At 63.2% G+C, this 20723-nt stretch carries 16 protein-coding genes and 1 pseudogene; 14 read left to right on the forward strand and 3 right to left on the reverse strand.

What is annotated here, in order from left to right:
• Window positions 1-12: 12 nt before the first annotated feature.
• The 3 genes and pseudogenes from F0Q04_RS24310 to F0Q04_RS03495 all read left to right on the forward strand — a co-directional run.
• A pseudogene (locus tag F0Q04_RS24310) lies at window positions 13-402 on the forward strand (sugar 3,4-ketoisomerase); the annotation flags it as partial.
• A 10-nt stretch (window positions 403-412) separates the two neighbouring features.
• Entirely contained in the window at window positions 413-817 is a 405-nt protein-coding gene (locus tag F0Q04_RS03490) for a GtrA family protein (RefSeq protein ID WP_232539493.1), read from the forward strand.
• A 22-nt stretch (window positions 818-839) separates the two neighbouring features.
• Complete coding sequence (locus tag F0Q04_RS03495) at window positions 840-2009, forward strand: glycosyltransferase family 4 protein (RefSeq protein ID WP_182344470.1); 1170 nt, start codon at window positions 840-842, stop codon at window positions 2007-2009.
• Between the two features lie 95 nt (window positions 2010-2104).
• Here the strand turns inward: F0Q04_RS03495 and zigA are convergent, their stop codons facing one another.
• Window positions 2105-3334 (reverse strand): zinc metallochaperone GTPase ZigA, encoded by a 1230-nt coding sequence (gene zigA / locus F0Q04_RS03500; protein WP_182344472.1) that lies wholly within the window; start codon window positions 3332-3334, stop codon window positions 2105-2107.
• 175 nt (window positions 3335-3509) lie between these two features.
• Between zigA and F0Q04_RS03505 the strand changes: the two genes are divergently transcribed.
• From F0Q04_RS03505 to F0Q04_RS03555, 11 genes are all read left to right on the forward strand, one after another.
• Window positions 3510-3770: a hypothetical protein gene (locus F0Q04_RS03505; protein ID WP_182345897.1), complete on the forward strand. Its 261-nt coding sequence runs from the start codon at window positions 3510-3512 to the stop codon at window positions 3768-3770.
• A gap of 27 nt (window positions 3771-3797) precedes the next feature.
• The gene (locus F0Q04_RS03510; protein WP_021026186.1) at window positions 3798-4226 is read left to right on the forward strand and encodes a Fur family transcriptional regulator; all 429 of its coding nucleotides are present in this window, start codon (window positions 3798-3800) and stop codon (window positions 4224-4226) included.
• Window positions 4227-4878: 652 nt separating this feature from the next.
• Window positions 4879-5613: a metal ABC transporter ATP-binding protein gene (locus F0Q04_RS03515; protein ID WP_182344474.1), complete on the forward strand. Its 735-nt coding sequence runs from the start codon at window positions 4879-4881 to the stop codon at window positions 5611-5613.
• Window positions 5610-6503, forward strand: coding sequence for a metal ABC transporter permease (locus F0Q04_RS03520; RefSeq protein ID WP_182344476.1), 894 nt, complete (start codon window positions 5610-5612; stop codon window positions 6501-6503). The genes F0Q04_RS03515 and F0Q04_RS03520 overlap by 4 nt, the downstream gene beginning before the upstream one ends.
• Window positions 6500-7492 carry a metal ABC transporter substrate-binding protein gene (locus tag F0Q04_RS03525; RefSeq protein WP_182344478.1) on the forward strand — a complete coding sequence of 331 codons (993 nt, stop codon included), beginning with the start codon at window positions 6500-6502 and terminating at the stop codon, window positions 7490-7492. The genes F0Q04_RS03520 and F0Q04_RS03525 overlap by 4 nt, the downstream gene beginning before the upstream one ends.
• Before the next feature lie 751 nt (window positions 7493-8243).
• A complete protein-coding gene (locus tag F0Q04_RS24140) occupies window positions 8244-8657 on the forward strand; it encodes a type IV pilin protein (protein ID WP_409935209.1) in 414 nt (137 codons plus the stop codon).
• Window positions 8657-9157, forward strand: coding sequence for a GspH/FimT family pseudopilin (locus F0Q04_RS03535; RefSeq protein ID WP_182344480.1), 501 nt, complete (start codon window positions 8657-8659; stop codon window positions 9155-9157). Before F0Q04_RS24140 ends, F0Q04_RS03535 begins: the two co-directional genes overlap by 1 nt.
• A gap of 56 nt (window positions 9158-9213) precedes the next feature.
• On the forward strand, window positions 9214-9681 hold the full coding sequence (locus tag F0Q04_RS03540) for a hypothetical protein (protein ID WP_182344482.1): 468 nt from the start codon (window positions 9214-9216) through the stop codon (window positions 9679-9681).
• A gap of 10 nt (window positions 9682-9691) precedes the next feature.
• On the forward strand, window positions 9692-10849 hold the full coding sequence (locus F0Q04_RS03545; protein ID WP_182344485.1) for a PilW family protein: 1158 nt from the start codon (window positions 9692-9694) through the stop codon (window positions 10847-10849).
• Window positions 10846-11430, forward strand: a complete 585-nt coding sequence (locus F0Q04_RS03550; protein ID WP_182344487.1) for a pilus assembly PilX family protein — start codon at window positions 10846-10848, stop codon at window positions 11428-11430. The genes F0Q04_RS03545 and F0Q04_RS03550 overlap by 4 nt, the downstream gene beginning before the upstream one ends.
• A gap of 146 nt (window positions 11431-11576) precedes the next feature.
• Window positions 11577-17486, forward strand: a complete 5910-nt coding sequence (locus tag F0Q04_RS03555; RefSeq protein WP_182344489.1) for a pilus assembly protein — start codon at window positions 11577-11579, stop codon at window positions 17484-17486.
• 158 nt (window positions 17487-17644) lie between these two features.
• Here F0Q04_RS03555 and F0Q04_RS03560 read toward each other — a convergent pair whose 3' ends face one another.
• Window positions 17645-19672 (reverse strand): sensor histidine kinase, encoded by a 2028-nt coding sequence (locus tag F0Q04_RS03560; RefSeq protein WP_232539494.1) that lies wholly within the window; start codon window positions 19670-19672, stop codon window positions 17645-17647.
• On the reverse strand, window positions 19669-20379 hold the full coding sequence (locus F0Q04_RS03565) for a response regulator (protein WP_116925438.1): 711 nt from the start codon (window positions 20377-20379) through the stop codon (window positions 19669-19671). Before F0Q04_RS03565 ends, F0Q04_RS03560 begins: the two co-directional genes overlap by 4 nt.
• Window positions 20380-20723: the final 344 nt, after the last annotated feature.

Genomic DNA, 20723 nt, shown 5'->3' on the forward strand with positions numbered 1-20723 from the left:
AACGTCAAATTGCATGCACTCAAGGTGGTTGGAGACATGCGTGGCGATCTTTCTGTCGGTGAGATGCCCGCAGAAATCCCTTTTGATGTCAAACGTTATTTCCTGGTTTTCAATGTTCCGAGTACAAAAACGCGTGGGGAGCATGCGCATTACCAGTGCCACCAGTTTTTAATTTGCGTGAAAGGTAGCTGCTCGGTCGTGGTGGACGATGGCGCGCATCGGGCCGAAGTGGTGTTGGACACGCCTGGTAAAGGCCTGCATCTGCCTCCGCTGACCTGGGGTATTCAGTACAAGTATTCCAAAGACGCAGTGCTATTGGTTTTCGCCTCGCACACCTATGATGCAAAAGACTATATTCGGGATTATTCTGAATTTACCAACGTGGTAAAAAACGCTTCATAGCATGCGTGTTGTGAAAATCACGCCACAAGTTCAACGCTGGCTGCGCTTTGTGGCAGGTGGCGGAATCAACACCGGATTCTCTTACCTGCTGTACTTGTTGCTGGGCTTGGTGCTCAACTACCAGTTCGCCTTTTTTGTTGCTTATATTGCGGGTATATTTTTTTCCTACTGGTTCAATGCCCGATTTGTCTTTCATGTGCCATTGTCATGGAAGGGCCTGCTTTCTTACCCGTTGGTCTATGTGGTTCAATATGTGATCTCCGCACTGCTTTTGGGCAGTGCCGTTGAATGGTTGGGTATAGACAAGCGTATCGCGCCATTGGCCATCACCTCGATCACGCTTCCCATCACCTACCTGATGAGCAAATTTCTGCTGGCTTCGCGCAAGCCTGCATCACCAGACCATTTGCAATGAGGTGGTCTTCTCCAACGACAGCATGAAGCTAGACCTTATTTTGGGCGCGGACGCACTTCGCCCGCCGCTGACGGGCATCGGCCGCTACACCTACGAACTGGCAAAGCGGCTGGACCACCATGAAGCCATGGTGCGGGTGCGCTATTTTTCGATGGGGCAATGGGTCGAGGATCCGCTGGCGGCATTGGCGGTGCCCGCCGAGGCGGGAGCTTCCGCCGCTATCCCAGAGGTGAAGACCCTGCGTGACCGCCTCTCATCCAACCGAGCTGCGGTGCGCGTATTTGCGCTGCTGACCCCTGCGCTTTTTGGTTGGCGGCTGCGTGGCAACCACGCTGCGATTTACCATTCGCCCAACTACATCGTCCCTCCGTTTTCGGGCAAGACGGTCAGCACGGTTCACGACTTGTCCCACCTGCTGCACCCTGAGTTCCACCCCCAGGCCCGTGTGGACTATTTGCGCCTGGCGCTGGATGCCAGTCTGGCCCGTACGGACCAGGTCATCACCGTTTCGGAAACGGTGCGGCAAGAAATGCTGGCCCATGGGCTCATGTCTGCGGATCGCATCCAGGCCATCCATTTGGCAGCCGACAGTGCTTATCGCCCTCACACCCAGGAAATGCTGGCACCTGCGATGCAGGCGCTGGGCCTGCAGGCCCAGCAGTACAGCTTGTTTGTCGGCACCGTAGAGCCGCGTAAAAATGTGGCTCGCCTGATCCAGGCGTACCGGCAGCTTTCACCAGCCCTGCGCCAGGCCTATCCGTTGGTGGTCGCGGGCGGCAAGGGATGGAACTCCGAAGCCATCCATGAGGAGTTGGCCAGTGCCGAGGCAGAGGGTTGGTTGCGCTATCTCTCGTTTATCGACCAGCGCTGGCTGCCTGCGCTATACGCCGGTGCACGGCTGATGGCCTACCCATCGCTCTACGAAGGCTTTGGCCTGCCCATCGTTGAGGCGATGGCCAGTGGTACACCTGTGCTCACCTCCAATACCTCCTGCATGCCCGAAGTCGCTGGCGGTGCAGCCTATTTGGTTAACCCACGCGATGTGGATGACATCCGCCACGGTCTGGAGCACTGCTTGAGCGACGAGGCATGGCAGGCCGATGCGCGGGCCAAAGGGCTCGCACGAGCGGCACAGCTGTCATGGGACCGCTGTGCCAGTGAAACCATCGCGGTATATCAGAAACTGGTGTGAGGGCGCCCACCTAGGTGCCCTTTGGTGGGCTTGAAGCCGACGGAATCTGCAGCGCTTGCAACGGCAGGGGCAAAGGCAGAGGCGCTGCCGGCCCCTCAAGGCCAATCCACAAACGAATGCCGCCACCCCTTCCACACCGCAGGCCCCTGCGCCATCTCCGCATCGGTCAGCAGGCAACTGTCCAGCTGTGCACGCAAGGCGGGCTCATTCATATCGATACCGATCAGCACCAGCTCCTGGCGCGCATCGCCGACGCGCTCGTCCCAGGCTTTGCGGATCAGGGCTAGCGCCTCTGCGTCCTGTGGCCAGCGCTCTTGCGGCACGGCGGCCCACCAGTAGCCGGCCGCGCTGTGGCGGGCAACGGCACCGGCCTGTGACCACTGGCCTGCCAACGTGGGGTGGCTGGCCAGCCAGAAAAAGCCTTTGGAGCGCACGACCCCCGGCCATTCCTGGTTGATCAGCGCAAAAAAGCGCTCGGGATGGAAGGGGCGGCGTGCGCGGTAGACAAAGCTGCCAATGCCATAGGCCTCCGTCTCGGGCTGGTGGCTGCCGCGCAGCTCCTGCAGCCAGCCGGGGGCCTGGGAGGCCTGCTCAAAATCGAACAGACCCGTTTGCAGCACCTTGTGCAGGGGCACCTGGCCAAACGCGGCCAGCTCGATGCGGGCACGGCGGTTCAGGCCACGCAAGATGCCCATCAGCTGCTCGCGCTCGGCGTCAGACACCAGGTCGGCCTTGTTGAGCACGATCACATCGCAGAACTCGATCTGCTCAACCAGCAGGTCCACCACGGTGCGCTGGTCCTCATCGCCCAGCGATTGGCCGCGTGCCCGTAGCTGGTCGCGTGAGCTGTAGTCGCGCAGAAAGTTGAAGGCATCGACTACGGTGACCATGGTGTCCAGCTGCGCCACATCGCCCAGGCTGCGGCCGTCCTCGCCGGCAAAGGTAAAGGTCTCTGCTACGGGCAAGGGTTCGGAGATGCCGGTGGACTCAATCACCAGCTGGTCAAAGCGGCCTTCGCTGGCCAGGCGGCTGACTTCCAGCAGCAAATCCTCGCGCAGGGTGCAGCAGATGCAGCCACTGCTCATCTCCACCAGCTTCTCATCGGTGCGTGAGAGTTCGGCCCCGCCCTGGCGCACCAGGGCTGCGTCGATATTGACCTCGGACATGTCATTGACGATGACCGCCACGCGCCTGCCTTCGCGGTTGTTCAGGATGTAGTTCAGCAGGGTGGTTTTGCCGGCGCCCAGGAATCCGGAGAGCACAGTAACGGGGAGCTTGGCGGGGCGTGTCGTGGCCAGTGGATAGGAGAGGGCGGTGGAAGTCATCGTGGAATGTGGGGTTGGCGCTGGCTGGGGTGGCTTGCTGCATGCCCAGGCCAGCGTTGGGTGGTGTCTGTGTTAGCGATTAGATATGTTATAACATAACAAAATCAAGCTGGCTTTTCTCAAGCGTTCATGGGGAACCGGGGTGGGCAGCTGTTGAGATGTGGAAAGAACACCGATGATTCCCAGAACCTACGCGCAGTGGCGGCACTGCATCACGGTCGAATGCGGCATCCCCTTGAGCGCCGACTTCATCGCGCAACGCCTGGCGGTGTGGCGCAATCCGCAGTTGGAAGAGACGCAGCGCTTCAGGCGCCTCTATGGCGATGCGCATTGGCAGGCGGTGCAGCGCTGGTTGGTGCAGGCGGTGCAGGAGCAAAAGCAGGAGGGCGCTGCTGCGGTGCCCCCGCTGGCGGCGCCCGCACAGCAGACCGGCTAAACTCGGGCCTCTGTCTTTGTTGTCACCATGTCCACAGCCGCCAAAACGCCCCAGCCCGAGTTGACCAAGCACCAAGCCCTGGTGCTGCAAGCGCTTGCGCGTGAGGCCAATCCGGCCAGTGCCTATGCGCTGCTCGACCAGCTGCGTGACGAAGGCCTGCGCGCGCCCCAGCAGGTGTACCGCGCGCTGGACAAGCTGATCGAATACGGTCTGGTGCACCGGGTGGAGAGCCTTAACTCCTTTGTGGTCTGCGCCCATACCCATGCTGAAGGGCATGACCATGGCCTGGTGGTGTTCGCCATCTGCGATACCTGCGGCCAGGTTGATGAGTTTCTGGAGCCTGCGGTAGAGCGGCGCCTCAAGACCTGGTCCAAGGCCAACGGCTTCCGGCCCAGCAGCACCCATGTCGAGATGCATGGCATCTGCAGCCGCTGCGCTGCGGCACCGGCGGCCTAAGAACCTGTTCAAAGTCTCTACGCAGCCGCGTTGGAGTGCAATCGGGATGAGTTCGAAGGGATGGAACGCAGCTTGCACCGGGGTGCAAGCCAGGGCCAGCGCGCAGAAATCGCCCGATTTCACTCCAACCCGTAGGGACAGTGGCTTTGCGCTGCCCGGGAAGGGGCGCCCGGCTAGGGCCGCCCGGGCAGGGGCGGTCTGCGTTGTTGCAAATCCTCGCAATAGCTGGGCTATTGCTGCGGTGTTGCGCGGCTGGGCGCCCCCTAGCATCCCATCCCGCAAAGACACTGTCGCGGCGCGAGGAGACTTTGAACAGGTTCTAAGCGCCTGGGCCAGCTCCCTTCTCTCCTCACAACACACGATTCTTCTGCTTTAGTGCATGGCAGCCAGCGCCAAGCTGGGCTGCGCTTTTTGCGTTGGTATTTTCATTTGATGTTATAACATCACATTTTGAAAATGCTGCAGGTGCATCGCCGATGCTGCCAGTTTGACTGGTCGGCAGGGCGCCTGCGAATGGGCGAGCTATGGGATCAATACAAACAACCAGGCGCCGCAGTGCCTTGCAGGCGTCTGCGCTTTCGCGCTGCCTGCTGGCGCTGGGCCTGAGCGTGCTGCTCTGGGGCGTGGTGCTATGGGCGGTGCAGCAGCCATGATGCAGTCCGTTTCCGGCCTGGCAGCGGCGGCCGTGCATGGCATCGATTTCGAACTCTCCAACCTGTGCCTGGGCTATGGCGGCAAACTGGCGTTGCGCGGGGTCAGTGGGCAGTTTGCGGCCGGCTCGATGACGGCCATCGTCGGCCCCAATGGAGGCGGCAAATCCACCTTGCTCAAGGGCCTGCTGGGGCAGCTTGCGCCGATGCAGGGGTCGCTGCGCTGCCGCTATCCGCGCGCTGCGCTGGGCTACCTGGCGCAGGCCTGCGAGGTAGAGCGCGACTTTCCCATCAGCGTGGAGGACTTTGTCAGCATGGGCCTGTGGGCGCAGACGGGTGCGCTGGGGGCCGTCAGCGATGCGCAACGCGCGCAGATCAGCATGGCATTGGCGACAGTGGGCCTGCAGGGCTGGCAGCCGCGCTGGATTGCCGAACTCTCGGGCGGGCAGTTCCAGCGCATGCGCTTTGCCCGGCTGTGGGTGCAGAACCCGCCGGTGATCCTGCTGGACGAGCCCTTCACTGGCGTCGACGAGCCCTCCATCGATGTGCTGCTGCAGCTGTTGCAGCAGTGGCATACGCGGGGCCGCACCGTGCTGGCCGTGCTGCATGACCGCGAGATGGTGGAGGCATTTTTTCCGCAGGCCTTGGCGCTGGCGGGCACGCAGCTGGCCTGGGGGGCAAGCGCCGATGTGCTGCCGAGCCTGGCTGCGCGCGCGGGTGCCAGGAGGCGCGCATGATCGCCGAGCTGTTGTGGCAGCCCTTTGTGGACTACGGCTTTATGCGCCGCGCGTTTGCGGGTTGCCTGGCTTTGAGCGCTGGCGCCGCGCCCTTGGGCACCATCTTGCTGCTGCGCCGCATGAGCCTGGTGGGGGATGCGATGTCGCATGCCATCTTGCCAGGGGCCGCCCTGGGCTATTTGCTGTTTGGCCTGTCCTTGCCGGCGATGACGATCGGCGGGCTGGCGGCCGGCCTGATCGTGGCCATGCTCTCGGGCGTGGTGACCCGCTACACCGCCTTGCGCGAGGACGCGAGCTTTGCCGGCCTCTACCTGATCTCGCTCGCGCTGGGCGTGCTGCTGATCTCGCTGCGCGGCTCCAATGTGGATCTGCTGCATGTGCTGTTTGGCTCGGTGCTGGCGCTGGATGACCCCACCTTGTACCTGACCGCCACCATCGCCAGCCTGTCGATGCTGGGCCTGGCGCTGGTGTACCGGCCCTTGTTGATGGAATGCCTGGACCCCGGCTTTTTGCGCCTGCAGGGGCCCATGGGCAGCATCAGCCATGCACTGTTCATGCTGCTGCTTGTGCTCAACCTGGTGGGGGGCTTCCATTCGCTGGGCACTTTGATGGCAGTCGCCCTGGTGGTGCTGCCCGCCGCCAGTGCGCGCTTTTGGCTGCGCGGCGTGGGCTTGCAGATGGCGCTGTCCACCGCTATCGCGATGGCCGGCAGCCTGCTGGGCCTGCTGCTGTCCTACCACGCGGGCATTGCGGCGTCGGCCGCCATCACCTTGAGCCTCGGCTGCCTGTACCTGCTGTCGCTCTGCCTGGGGCGGCTGGGCAGCGTGCGGGCGCAACGCCAGCGGCCGGCCAACGATTCTGTGTCTGAACCAATGGGAGTATCCGAATGAGCAATTTCTACTTGAACCGCCGTGCGCTGCTGGGGCTGGCACTGACCAGCGCTTTGCCTGTCGGCTCCGTCTGGGCTGCGGGCCAGCCGCTGTCCGTGGTGGCCAGCTTTTCGATCTTGCAGGACTTGACGCGCCAGGTCGGCGGTGATCGGGTCAGCGTCTCTGCGCTGGTCGGTCCCGACGGCGACGCCCATGTGTTTGAGCCCACCCCGCAGCAGGCGCGCCAGCTGCAGCAGGCCAAGGTGCTGGTGGCCAATGGCCTGGATTTTGAGGGCTGGTTGCCGCGCCTGAAGAAGGCTGCGGGCTTTCAAGGCCAGGAGATCGTCGCATCGCAGGGCATTGCGGTACGCAGCTTGCCCAAAGGCCAAGGCCATGACCACGGGCACGACCACGGCGCTGGCAAGGAAGGGCATGACCACGACCATGACCATGACCATGGGCACGGCCACCACCATGGCCCCAACGACCCCCATGCCTGGCAGGATGTGAAAAACGCCATCGTCTATGTGCGCAATATCGCCAAAGGCCTGGCCAAAGCAGACCCGGCCAACGCGGCGCAGTACGACAAGCAGGCCACGCAGTACATCGCCCGCCTGACGGCGCTGGATGCCAGCCTGCGCCAGCGCTTTGCCGCGCTGCCGGCCGAACGGCGCAGTGTCGTCAGCACCCATGATGCCTTTGGCTATTTTGCCCAGGCCTACGGTCTGCGCTTTGTGCCGGTGCGGGGCCTGTCGACCGAGTCCGAGCCTTCGGCCCGTGATCTGGCGGCCCTCGTCAAACAGGTCCGCGCGGAGCGCATTGGCGCCATCTTCCTGGAGAACATCTCCGACCCGCGCTTGCTGGAGCAACTCGCTCGCGAGACCGGCGCTGCCATAGGTGGGCGCCTCTACTCCGATGCGCTGTCGCCCGACGGCGGCCCTGCCAGCACCTACGTCGACATGGTCGAGACCAACGCGGCTACCTTGCTCAAGGCCTTGCAGGCGCGCTGAACCAGGCCTGTTTTGGCCCATAGCACTGCCTGGCGCTGCGCCATGGCAGATCGCAATGGGTACGGCGGCCTGTGTATGGGGGTGGTCTGGTCATAGCGGCTTAGCCACCATTGCTTGCTGTCGCCTCGATGGCCAGTGCGACGGCGCCTTCGTGGCTTGGCGGCCAATGGCCTGGCCTTGCAGCTGCAAGCTTGATATGCATCAAGCTGCACATTTGCAACAGCATGGGCTGTGTAAACCGATGCCCGGCCATCGGTTGCGCCTGCGCGCTTGCGGGTTGCCAAACGCACGCCGCTCTTTACCGTCACCTGTGGCTCTCCAGCCTTTCAGCCCCCGATAACCAACGTTGTTGCTATCTAGGGTGCTATCAAAATATTTCTATTACGGCGTTGCGGACCGCTCCACGTCCTCTGCGCAGCGCGCATTCACTCGCTCAAAATCTAGGGAGTTATAGATTTATAAAATAACTATTGATGTAAGTTATTGGAAAGTAATTTACTAACAGACACGTATGATGCCCTCCTGATGAAGTTCGTATGAATTTCTAAATTTCAATAAATGAAATCGATGGATGGAAGCCTTCCGACTCCCTGGTGGAGTCTGCGGGGAGGAATCCACCAGGCGGTTTTCTGGAGCATTGCCGCCTCTGGTGCAGCGGCGGTGAGGGGGTGTCGTTATGAAGGTTTCTCAAGCGGTCCGCATACCGCTGACGCGAGTCCACACGGGCTGCAGCGGCCCTGTACGGCGCTGGATGCAGCGCGGCTTTACGTTGATCGAGGTGATGATCGTCGTGGCCATTGTGGCCATCCTGGCGGCGATTGCCTTGCCTAGCTATGACGAGTACGTCAAGCGTGGGCAGATCGTGGCGGGCATCACGCCATTGGCCGATATGGGGGCCAAGATGGAGCAGTTTTACCAGGATCACAGGACCTATGTGGGCGCCTGCCAAAGCAGGATAGCTGCGGAGCCAGCGGAAACTGCCCGCTTCAAATACATCTGTGACGGGCACAAATCTTATTACACGGTGAAGGCGGAGGGCAAAGGATCCATGTCCGGTTTTGTTTTCGTCTTGACCCACGAAGGCGCGCGTAACACCGCAAGCACACCTTCGGGTTGGACCAAGGGCAGCGGCTGCTGGTCTATCCGCAAGGACGGAAGCTGCTGATGCTCAGGCTCCATACCAACCAGGGGTTTACCTTGATCGAGCTGATGGTGGGCTTGGCGCTCACCGTCTTTTTGCTGCTGATGGCCATGCCATCGGCCAGTGTCTATATCTTGGATTCCAAGATCCGCACGGTTGCCCAGGCCTACTATGACGGAGCCCAGCTCGCAAGGGCTGAAGCGCTGCGCCGCAACACCAATGTAGTGCTTGGGCTGACGGACAGCGGCCTGGGCTGGAGGCTGATGGTGGGTGACACACCGATCGCCAGCAAGCCAGCAGAGAGTGCAACGGCCGTGACGGTGGAAACCGAGCAAGAGACGGTCACCTTTGACAGCCTGGGCCGCACATCCGAGGCCATCGCCGTGAACTTCAAATCCAGCAACGCTGCCTGCCTGGAAGACAGTGGTAGCCAGCGCTGTCTGCGCGTGGTCATCTCGCCGGGCGGCCAGGTCCGGCTGTGCGATCCGTCCATCACCGATGAGGGAGACAACCGCCAATGCTGATATCTCGCATGGCCTTGCCCGCCCATTCCCATGCAACTGCAGCAGGTCAGAGGGGCATGATGCTGATCGAATCGCTGGTCGCCATCATGATCATTGTGTTTGGCATTCTGGGCATCGCCGGGCTCACGGCACGATCTGTCAACTGGTCGGGCCAGGCGCATTACCGCACGGAGGCGGGCATGTATGCCTCCCAAATCGTGCAGGCCATCTCACTCAAGGTCGATCGCAGCTCGCCACAGGCGCTTGCTGCGTCACTGCAAAAAATGCAGCACAGGGTGAGTGGCAGTGTTGAGCGATGTAGTTTCAGCGGGGCTGAGGCCGACAACAACGATGTCATTAACCTGCTTTCTGCCGCGCGCGGTGGCCCGCAGCATGTGTTGGGTTTACCCGGTGCGGTACCCACAGGGCAACAGATTTTGGTCGACACCACAGACGGCCTCAATAAAGTGACGGTGACCCTGTGCTGGCAAGCCCCGCACGACGCCGGCTTGCGCAACTACCAGATCCAGGCCTATGTCCATTAGGCCCCCCCGCATGAAAACGACGTCCATGCCCCGTCTGCAGCGCAGCAGGCACACGGGCTGCGGCCAGGTGCAGCGCCGCTCGCAAGCGGGATTTTCGATCATCGAAATCCTCGTTGGCGTGGCCATTGGCATGGCCAGCATGCTGGTGATCTACCAGCTCTATGGCGTGTCTGAAAAGCAGCGCCGCACGGTCTCTGCGGTGACCGACGCCCAAACGGCGGGTGCATTGGCCTTGTTCAGCATTGAGCGCGACATCCGCTCGGCGGGCCTGGGCTTTGCCGCGATGGAGGCGCGGCATTTGGGCTGTTCGGTGCAAGCCAATAACAATGGCCGTGCCTTCACGTTTCCGCTGGTCCCCGTGCGCATTGCCGCCTCCGAAGGTCGTACGCAGCTCTGGGTGCTCAGCGGCTCTACGGCCAATATGGTGAGCGGATCGCGCTACGAGGCCAGTGCCAATGGCGTCCTCAGCATGGAGAAATCCAATGCGGGCCTGCATGCGGGCGATGTGGCGGTGGGCACCTCGGACAGCGATAGCCGAGACTGCCTGATGATGGAAATCACCGCAGGCGCAGGCTCTACGGTGGCGACGGACACGGGCAGCGCATCCTATCCCAGCAACCGGGTGAGCCAGGGCACCGGCAGCTACATCAACTTCTATACCGGCAGTGAAGTGGCGCCTCGCTTCAACCATGGCGGCCGCCGCAACATGCTCGATGGCGGCACCACCAGCCTGGGCGAGGGCGCGCTCTACAACCTGGGGCCCGATCCGCAATTGCATGTCTGGAGCCTCGAAGGCCAGGAGCTGGTCTATTACAACCACCTGAACGAGACCAGCACGGGCAGCGTGGCGGTGGCACACGATGTGCTCAGCTTTCAGGCCGAATATGGCTATGACCTGAACGGTGACGGCCAGATTGACGGCAATGACCAGTGGACGGCGACCTTGAGCAGCGGCTCGACCTGGGACAGGGTGCTAGCGGTGCGCCTGGCGGTGCTGGTGCGCAGCTCCCAGTACGAGCGCGATGAAGTCACGCAGGACCCTCCGCGCTGGGCCAATGGCAGCAAGCAATTTGATATGACTGGCGATGGCTGGAAGCACTACCGCTACCGGGTCTACGAAAGCGTGATCCCGCTGCGCAACACCTTGTGGGGGCAACAAGCACCATGAAACGCCAAAACTGTACACCGCTGTCCGCAACCCGCCCTCAGGCCGCGCGCGGCGTGGTGCTGCTCGTAGCACTCATCGTGCTGCTGGTGATGACGCTCACCAGCCTTGCGCTGGTGCGCACCACCACCACGGGCTCGTCCATTGCCGGCAGCCTGGCTTTCAAGCAGACCGCGACCACCGGGGCCGATCTGGGCCTGGAGCATGGTCTGGCACAGCTCGAACAGCTATCGCAAAACGGCACCGCGCTGGATCGAGATAACCCCAGCGAAGGCTATTACGCGCAGGTCGTTCCCAGCGTCCCCGCCAAGGACCTGCCATGGAACGCCGGTGCCAAACAAGCCAGCGCCGATGACGGCCTGGGCAACGAGGTGCACTACATGATCCACCGCCTGTGCAGCCATGCCGGCGCCTGGAATGCGGATGGCCAGTCCTGTGTCACGCCGCCGAGCACGGGCTGCCCGGGCTCGTCGGACGACGCAGGCAGCGTGCTGCCCTGCAACGACCGGCCGATGTACCGCATCAGCGCCCGGGCCCTGGGCCCGCGCGCGACGGTGAGCTATGTGCAGATGACGGTGTATTGAAGGCGAAGGCGCTCGGTAGAGGGCGGCCCCCGCAAAGGGCCGGGACTGAAAAAACGCAAACAGGGCGGCAGTGCCCGGCGCGCAGACGCCCGCAGCAGCCGCAGGCCCGCAGGGGCCGACCAGCCACGAGGACGAAGGAGAGGGAAATGCTTCAGAAATTAAAACCACCGCTGCGCGGGCGCCGGGCCGCAGGCCTGGGGGCCATGCTCGCTGCCGCCGCCGTGGCAGCGGGCTTGTTTGCCAGCAGTGCGGCAGCCGATTCCGCATCGTCGGATGCGGTGGACATTGCCGATATTCCGCTGGGCATTCTGGCCGACCAGGCCAAGCCCAATGTGATGCTGCTGCTCGACACCTCGGACTCCATGAAATGGAGCCATATGCCCGATGACTGGGAGAAGAACGCCAACTTTTTCCCGGTGGGCTACAAAAGCGCGCTGTGCAATACGCTCTACTACAACCCCGATACCAGCTATCCGCTGCCCAAGCAGGCCGATGGCATCACCGACATGCCGGTGCCCAGTTTCTCGGCGGCCTGGAAGGATGGCTATGACCAGGCGCGCGGCGCCGTCAACCTTGCCAACGCCTTTCGCGCCTATGACGGCGACACACGCCGGCAGAGCCTGAACGACGACCCGCCCCAGCGGGCCTATTATTTCCAATGGCAGCCCAGCAGCGCCACCTACCCCACGATGCCCAGCTGGGAGCGGGAGGCCAGCTGTACCTGGCCCGATGTCCCCAGCCTCCATGTCGATGACGGCAGCGTGCAGGACAGCGGCACCGTGGCCCAGCCGATCGAGGGGGTGCCAGGCGGCCAGATGCGCGGCCGCTGGATCCGCGTCAAGCTGGCCAACGCTGCTGCGCAAGAGCGCAACTTTGCCATCTGGTACAGCTACTACCGCACGCGCATCAACATGGCCAAGTCCTCTGTCAGCCTGGCCTTTGGCGCGCTCAATGACAACTTCCGGGTCGGCTTTTTGACGGTGGCCAAGCCAGGCACGGGCGCGCACAGCCATTTTCTGCCGGTGCAAGATTTTGCCGGCAGCGACAAGCAGGCCTGGTTTCAGGCCATCCAGGGCACCCAAACCGGAGGCACCTCGCCCACGCGTGAGGCGCTGGCGCGGGTCGGCCGCTATTACGCGGGCAAAAGCGACAGCATCAATGACAGCATGCGGCCCTTTGTCGATCCCGTCGTCTCCGCCTGCCAGCGGCACTATGCCATCGTCACCACCGATGGCTACTGGAACGTGGGGCAGGAGACCCAGGGCAAAGGCCCGGTGCAAATCGATGGCACCACCCTGGTCGGCCAGCAGGATGGCCCGCCGCTGTCGCTGACCGGGCCCGATGGCTTGCGTCCCCGCCCGGTCTACGATGGCTCGGTCAGTGGCTACAAGCTGGAGCGGGATGCATCGGTGACCTACGGCTTGGCCGCCTGCACCGTGGGCTGGAAGGTGACCGTGCCCGGTGGCGGCACCAAGACCGAGACGGTCTACAAAAAGATCATCAAAAAGGATGTGCTGCGCCAAAGCTGGCATAACGGCGATCTGTCGTGGATCAAAAGGTACTTCAACCAAACATTGCGGGTGTCCCACAAAGCCCCTGGTCCATGGGACGGCAATTTGTCGGCGATGCAAAGCGAGTACTGGTATGCCCAAGGCACGCATACCGTCACCAAAAACCAGTACCAGCAGCAAATCAACTGGAACTACATCAACAAAAAGCAGTACAAAAACAAGCTTGTTACCACCTGGAGCACGGAAACCCAAACGCCATGGGCCCGGGCGGTAGCCAGCCAGACGCGTGAGAAGCGCTATTTTTACTGGTACAAAAACCCGGCACTGGGCGAGGTGGAGCTCAAGACCACCGACAAGTCCGTGTGCGAGGCCTTTGCCAGCGGCTGCAAGGTCGAACCGCCCGGGGGCGACAGCTGGAAGGTGGTGCAGTCTTGTACACCCGGCAGGGCAGGGGACTACCAGGTGGAGTGCGACGGCCCCACCGAGCGCGATGTCAGTGCCTCGGCCTATTGCAGCCGCAATGGCCAGTATGTGCCCGGCGTGGGCACCATTGCCTGCGAAGGCGTAGCCGTGCCGGCCTACAGCGGCCCCGTGCTGGCCTGCAACAGCCTGCACCCCCAGTTGGCGGCCGATATTGCCGCTGCAGGCGGCAGCACCGCGCTGGTGGAATACAGCAACTGCGACAGCAGCCACCGTGAGGAGCGCTATGTGCCCCAGGACCAGTGTGTTCCGCAGGCGGCCAGCCAGGCCAATGGTTTTCGGCATACCAGCTGCACCCGTGAGGCCGTCAATGGCGACGAAGGCGAAACCGACAACAGCTGCCCGGTCACCAGCGCACCGGTATGGGATGCGGCCAGCAGCACCTATACCGAGTGCCGCCAGCGCGGCGCCTCAGAAAAAGTGGCCGCCTGCGTGCCCGGCGACTTGCCCAACCAACCCGGCCGCATCAATATGCAGTGTGAGGCACGAGGCGCCCCAGTAAGCAGCACGGTGGCGCCCAGCGCTTGCAAGGCCGGGATCGAGGGCAACTACACGGTGGAATGCAACAATACCCAAAGCACCTGGAGCGGCCCGGTGCAGCAAGACTCCGCGAGCTGCCGTACCCTTTTCTCGTCAAACATCGATTTGACATGCGCGCAGCAGCGCAACCCTTGGCGGGCGGTGCCATCGTGCACGCCACGGGCCCCCTCGGCCGACAACGGCTGGGTGGGCATCGAATGCCAGGACAGGCAGGAATGGACGCCCCAACCGGGCCAGTGCACACCCGCTCCGGGTATGGAGGGCGTGCAGCTGCCCCCTCCAACGCCAACCAATCCGGCTACCTGCACCCCCCAAAATGCCACACCAGCCAATGGCTGTATTTACAGCTCGTGCGTGCCGGGGGTCCAGCGCACGGAGAATGTGCAGCATTGCGTGATTGAGGAATCCGGCCCTCCGGATTGGACGCGAACCAGCTGTGAACGGATGCAAGAAAATGGCGTGCGTGTTGCCAGCTGCCAAGGCCTGGTCGATGGTTACAAAGCCATCGGGAACTGCAGAGCACGCAGCAGTGACATTGACTTGGCCTATGGAACCTGTGAAGCGCTGGTCGCGCAGGCGGTGGGCGCAGGGCGACCCATTCAGGAAAATGGCTGGACCACCAGCACCTGCGAGAGTGTCGACGAGAGCACCCCTGAAGGCTTGGTCTACCTGCAATCGGCTGAAGCCTTTGCCGCCTGCGAGGCGGGCACCAATCCCATCAGTGGCGTCGAGACCCAGTGCGTGCAAGAAGGCCCCACCACCATCAACGTGCCCCAAGGCGAGCTGTGCGTGCCCGGCTACAACCCGGCGACCCATGTGGTGACCGACTGCAGCGGTGTGGGCCTGGGCTCGACCACGATTGTGCCCACCAAGCCGGATGACTGCCCGGCAGCCACCTGCCAAGAGTACAAGGGCCAAAAGAAGGTCTACCACGGTGAGTACATGACCTACAACGTGAGCCTGGTGGGCTCCGCAGAAACAGGCCGTACGTTGGTCAGCCCACCGGGCATTGTCCTCTTCAGCGGCGATCTGGAATCCCCCGCGGTCTGCTATCCGCTCGACGCAGCGCCGACGGTGGTCCAGCCTCCCGACCCTCCCAATGGCAAACCCCAGCCTGGCACGGCCCCCTGGTCTGCGCTGCCAGCGGCCCATACCCGCTGCGGCAAGCTGCCCTGCGACGAAGAGCACCTGGGCCCGGCTACGGGCGGCAGCAGCAACTCGCTGGCCGATGTGGCGCAGTACTATTACGCCACCGATCTGCGCCCGGGCAGCAGCAGCGATACGCCGCGCGGCTGGGACAACAAGGTGCGGCCCGTGGGGACGGGCGCCGAAGATGACAAGGCCACCTGGCAGCACATGAGCACCTATGTGATCGGCATGGGCGTCTCGGGTGCCCTGCGCTATGACAAGAACTACAAGAACGGCGCGGGCGATTTTGCCCATTTGCGCAGCGGCCTCAAGACCTGGCCCATCTGGCCCAAGGACGACACCCGCGACTACGAGCGCCCCGAGTCCATCGATGACTTCTGGCACACCGCCGTCAATGGCCGTGGGCTGTACTTCAGCGCCAACGACCCGGTCGCCATCCAGGCTGGCTTGGCGGAGGTGTTTGCCGATATCCGTGCGGCTCTGGGCTCTGGCGCCAGTGTCGGCGTGTCCTCGCCCATCACCGAGGCGGGCAACAACTTTGCCTATGCCGCCACTTACCGCACCGGCCGCTGGTCGGGCGATCTGCAGGCCTTTGAAATCGGGCTGAACTCGGGCCGGCGCACGCCCATCGTCGGCTGGTCGGCCAAAGAGGCGCTGGACAAGCGCGACCTGGCCACCGACAACCGCCGCATTCTGTTTATGAATGCCGGTGCGCTGGCCGAATTCAGCTATGCCAACCTGGGCAGCTTGCGCAGCCATTTCGATGCCCCGGCCATCAGCACCCGCCTGGCCCAGTACGCGCAGATGAGCGATACGCAACAGCAGGCCGCTGCCGGCGCCAACCTGGTGAACTTTCTGCGCGGTGACCGCAGCCTGGAAGGCTTTGCACTGGGCGATGCCCAGCGCCTCTACCGCCCGCGCGAGAGCCGGCTGGGCGACATCATCGGCTCGCAGCCGCTCTTTGTGGGCAAGCCCACCCGCCGCTACCGGGATGAGGGCTACGCCGCCTACCGCCTGAGCCAGCAAAACCGCAAGCCCATGGTGTATGTGGGCGGCAACGACGGCATGCTGCATGCCTTTGATGCCGAGACCGACCTGCGCAAGACCGAAACCGTTGGTGGCCGGGACGTGCCCCAGGCAGCGCGCGAGCGCTGGGCCTTTGTCCCCACCGCCGTGATGCCCGAGATGGCCCGGCTGGCGAGCGTCGACTACGACGGCGGCCACCGCTACTTTGTCGATGGCGCGCCCGTCGTGGCCGATATCCGCGACGCCAACGGCTGGAAAACCATCCTGGTGGGCGGCTTCAACAAGGGTGGCAAAGGCTACTACGCGCTCGACATCAGCGACCCCAGGAACCCCAAGCCCCTGTGGGAAGCGAGCTTGCCGAACATGGGCCTGAGCTTTGGCCGGCCCCTGGTCTCCAAGCACCCCAATGGCACCTGGGCCGTGTTCCTGACCTCGGGCTACAACAATGCCGATGGGCGCAACCATGTGTTTGTGCTCAATGCCAGCACCGGGCAAGTCATGGAACAAATGACCACCCCCACCGGCAGCGGCCTGCGCGAGCTCAACAACTACCTGCGCGACCCTGCTGGCGACAACACCACCCGCTTGCTCTACGGCGGCGATCTGGACGGCAATGTCTGGCGCTTTCAGTGGAATGTGGCGACCAGCCGCTTCGAGGTGAACAAGGTGGTGCAACTGGTCCATGGCGGCAAACCCCAGCCCATCACCACCCGGGTGGAGCTGGTGCAGGGCAGCACCCAGCTGCCGCGCATTCTGGTCGCCACCGGACGGCTGTTTGGGCCTGCGGATTTGGGCAATGAGGACCCGCAGTCCATCTATGGCTTTGATGACAGGGCAGAGGGCTACACGGCCACTGGCCCTTCCTTCCGCGCAGATCTCAAGGAGTCTGTATTGACAGCAACCACCGCGGCCGATGGCACGAAGACGCGCCGCATCAGCTGCGCAAGCAACGAGGCGGCCTGCAAAGACCGCAAAAAAGGCTGGTATGTGGACCTGCCCGATAGGCGTGAGCGGGTGAACGTCAATCTGCGCCTGGCCGGCACGACCTTGGTCGTTGCCAGCAATGTGCCTACGGATGAGCCCTGCGAGGCAGGCGGTTATGGCTGGCTCAACTACCTCAACGTGGAAACCGGGCAGGCGGTGGTCGATGGCCCTGATGGCGGACAGGCGGGCGTGCAGGTGCCCGATACCCTTATCGTTGGCAATGCGCTGACCGCTGACAAAGATGGCACGGTCACCAGCCACGTTCAAACCGGTGTGGTGGGCGATCCGATCGATATCCGTATCCCCGTGGCAGCGCCCAAGCCCCAGGGCAAGCGCATCAGCTGGCGCGAGGCAGTCAAGCACTAAGCGCTGATCTTTGTTGCGGATAAAGACTCAAGGCCACCACAGGCAGCTGTCTGTGGTGGCCTTTTTTGGATGGTGAGCCAGTGGCCTTCTTTACCGCGAGCGGCAGCAAAGCCCGTCACCTCACCCCCTCCCGTTGTCTGTAGCAAGGCAGACCGCGCTCAACGCGCAGCGGCCCCCGGCGCAGCCGCAGGCAAGCCCGCCCCCAGCTGCAGCACCGCCGTCACCATCGTGCCGGCCGGGCTCGATTGCACGCTGAAGCTGGCGCCCAGGCGTTCGGCGCGGGCGGCCATGCTGCGCATGCCCACCGATTGGCCGGCACGCTGCACGGCCTGCACATCAAAGCCCACGCCATCGTCCTCAACCCGCACCAGCAGCTGGTTGGGCCGGGGCTGCGAGTACTCCACCCGCACCTTGCTCGCATGGCTGTGCTTGATGACGTTGGACAGCGCCTCCTCCACCAGCCGGGTCAGCAGCAGGCATTGCAGCGCATTGGGGCGCTTGCCTTCTTCGACGCTGCCCTGCCACTGCGCGGCAATGCTCCAGTGCGTTTGCACACCAATCTCATCCAAGATGCGGGTGATGCGGTGGCGCAGGGGCGCGGCCCATTGCACGGGGGTGTCGGGCACCGATGCGCCGGCGCTGGAACCGTAGTCGATCAGCTGGTTGAGGTCATCGCGCATGCTTTTGAGCAAGGACAGCACGCGCGCGCTGCTGATGGTCTCGTCCGCCTGCTCGACCAGCGCCATGCTGCGTACCAGGGCACCGCCCAGGCCGTCGTGCAGGTCATGGGCCAGGGCCATGCGCTCTTGCAGCTTGGCGTTCTCCAGCGCCTGCACATGCTCGCGCTGCAGCGCCTGGGCCAGCTCGCTGCGGGCCGATTCCACCCCGACCTTGAGCTCGCGGTTAAAGCGCCGTACCTCATGCATCTGCCGCACCAGCTGGCCGCCCAAGAGCAGCATCAGCAGGCCAATCACCAGCACGCCGCTGAGCGCTGCCCAGTCGCGCGCCACCTGCCAGCGGTCCAGCACCGAGTAGAGGTTGTTCAGCGCCACCAGAGTCAACAGCAGCCAGATGCAGGCAAGCAGGATATGTGCCAGATTGCGCGGCCGTTTGCGCGGAAACCAGGCATGGACTTGGAACTGCAGCCCATTGACCAGGAACACCGCCGTCGCGCCCTGCCACACCAGGCTAAAGCCCTGGCGCGCATGCTCGGCCGGCACCAGGCAGGTGACCGCTGCACCGACAAAGGCCAGCAGCCACAAAAAGCGCTCTACCCAGGGCAGCTTTTGCGCGCCAAAGCGGAAGGTGAAGATGCATACGCTCAGCACATAGCCCAGCAGCGCCACCAGGCTGAAGCGGGCGCGGGTGAGTGAATCGGGCCAGGGCCACTGGCTGCCCGCGAGGTAGGTGCTCAAATACAGCATCCAGCACAAGGCCATCAGTGCAAACCAGCCATAGGTGCGGGCTTTGCGCTGCAGCAACCAGATGCTGAAGAACAGCACCCCAGCCATCGCACACAGCACGGCATTGACAAAGTAGACCGTGCGCTGGCGCCATTGTTTGCCCGCCTGCACCTGGGCCACCTCTTGCGGCGATCCCAGGCGCAGCTGGCCCAGGCCCGGGCTCAAGGCGCGGTGGCCTACCGCATATACCCAGATGGTGTTGACCCCGGGCTGCAGCAGCGATTCGGGCAGCAGCCACCAGCGCGGCACATTCCAGCTGCGCGACAGCGGCTCGACCAGGGAAGCATCGCTCCAGAGCAGGTCATGGTTCACATACACCGCGCCGGCCACACTGATGCCATCAATGCCCAGTGCGATGGGCTCGGGGGGCGCTGTGGACTCGGTATCGAGCCCCGGCTGTGGGCTGGCGCAGCTGCGCTGCCAGGCAATGCGGTACCAGACCGCGCCATCGTGCGCAGGCCAGCGCTGGGTCCAGAGATCGGGCAGCGTGACCGGCTCCCAGCCCTCGCTAGGGGCGGGCAGCTGCGGGTTGAGCGCGCTGGCGCGTGCCGCATCCACGTGCAGGATCTGCGCCTTGCAGCTACCAGCCTGGAGAGTGCTGGCTGGCGCGGTTTGGGCCATCGCAGGTCCAGCCAGCAGCACAAACAGCAGTACCAGCAGCAGCGCCAGCAGGTACGCCCCGGCTTGCAACAGGCGGGGCAGGGGGTGAGCGCGCGGGCTCACTCAATCATTCCCCGGGCACGCGCCTCGCGCACCGCCATCATGCGCGAGGAGACGGCCAGCTTGCGGTAAATGCGCTTGACATGGCTCTCCACCGTATGGCGGGACAGATGCACTTCGTTGGCAATCTCACGGTTGCTCATGCCATCGGCCACCAGGCGCAAGATCTCGGCCTCCCGGGGCGTCAGGCCCACATCGGGCTCACCGCCGCTGGCAGCGGGCGCTGCGTGGCCGGCCGGCTTGGGCGCGCGCAGTGGCAGCAGCTGCAAAATGCGCCGGGCAATAAAAGGGTCGATGGGCGCGCCCCCGCGCAGCACGCTGCGGATGGACAGCATCACCTCGAAATCGTCGCGCTGCTTGAGTACATAGCCGGTGGCCCCGGCGCGCAACGCGCTCAGGATCAAGTCTTCGGAACTCCAGGCCGACACCACCAGAATGCCCAGCCCCGGATCCTCGGCCCGCAGCTCTTCGATCAGCGACTGGCCATTGCCATCGGGCAGGCGCAAATCCACCAAGGCCAGGCCCACCGGCCCCTCGGCGAACACGGCCCGCGCCTCTGCCAGCGTGCCGGCAAAGATCAGCGCCTCGTCCTCATAGCCAAGCTGGTGCAGCACCTGGCGCAAGCGTTGCTGCAGAAGCGGCTCGTCCTCCACGACCAGGACGGGGACAGGCAAAAGAGCATCTTCAACAAGCAACGAAGGTTCAAGCATGGATAACCAAAAAACGCGCGGGCGGACCCCGCGATGGTATGCGAGTGGGCGAAAAATGCTATCCCTGAAAGTGGGGAATTTGCGCGGAATCGCTCCGGCTGGAGCCAGGCCTGCGCAGCGAATGGCAGGGGAAGAAGCAGTTAATGCGGGTTTTAAATCTGACGTTTGCGAAAAATACAGCATGCCTGAAAATGGAGTTTTATATTTATAGGCTCGGCCAATAAATTGACAGAAGTCACGTCGTAAGGAATCTCTAAGTTTAGAAACTATGAGTAAATACAGTTCTTTTAAAAAAACAGTGATAGAGAGAAACAAAGGTTTCAAGAGAGAATGGCGCCCATTTC

The sequence above is a fragment of the Comamonas koreensis genome (genome assembly GCF_014076495.1).
Lineage (GTDB): Bacteria > Pseudomonadota > Gammaproteobacteria > Burkholderiales > Burkholderiaceae_C > Comamonas > Comamonas squillarum.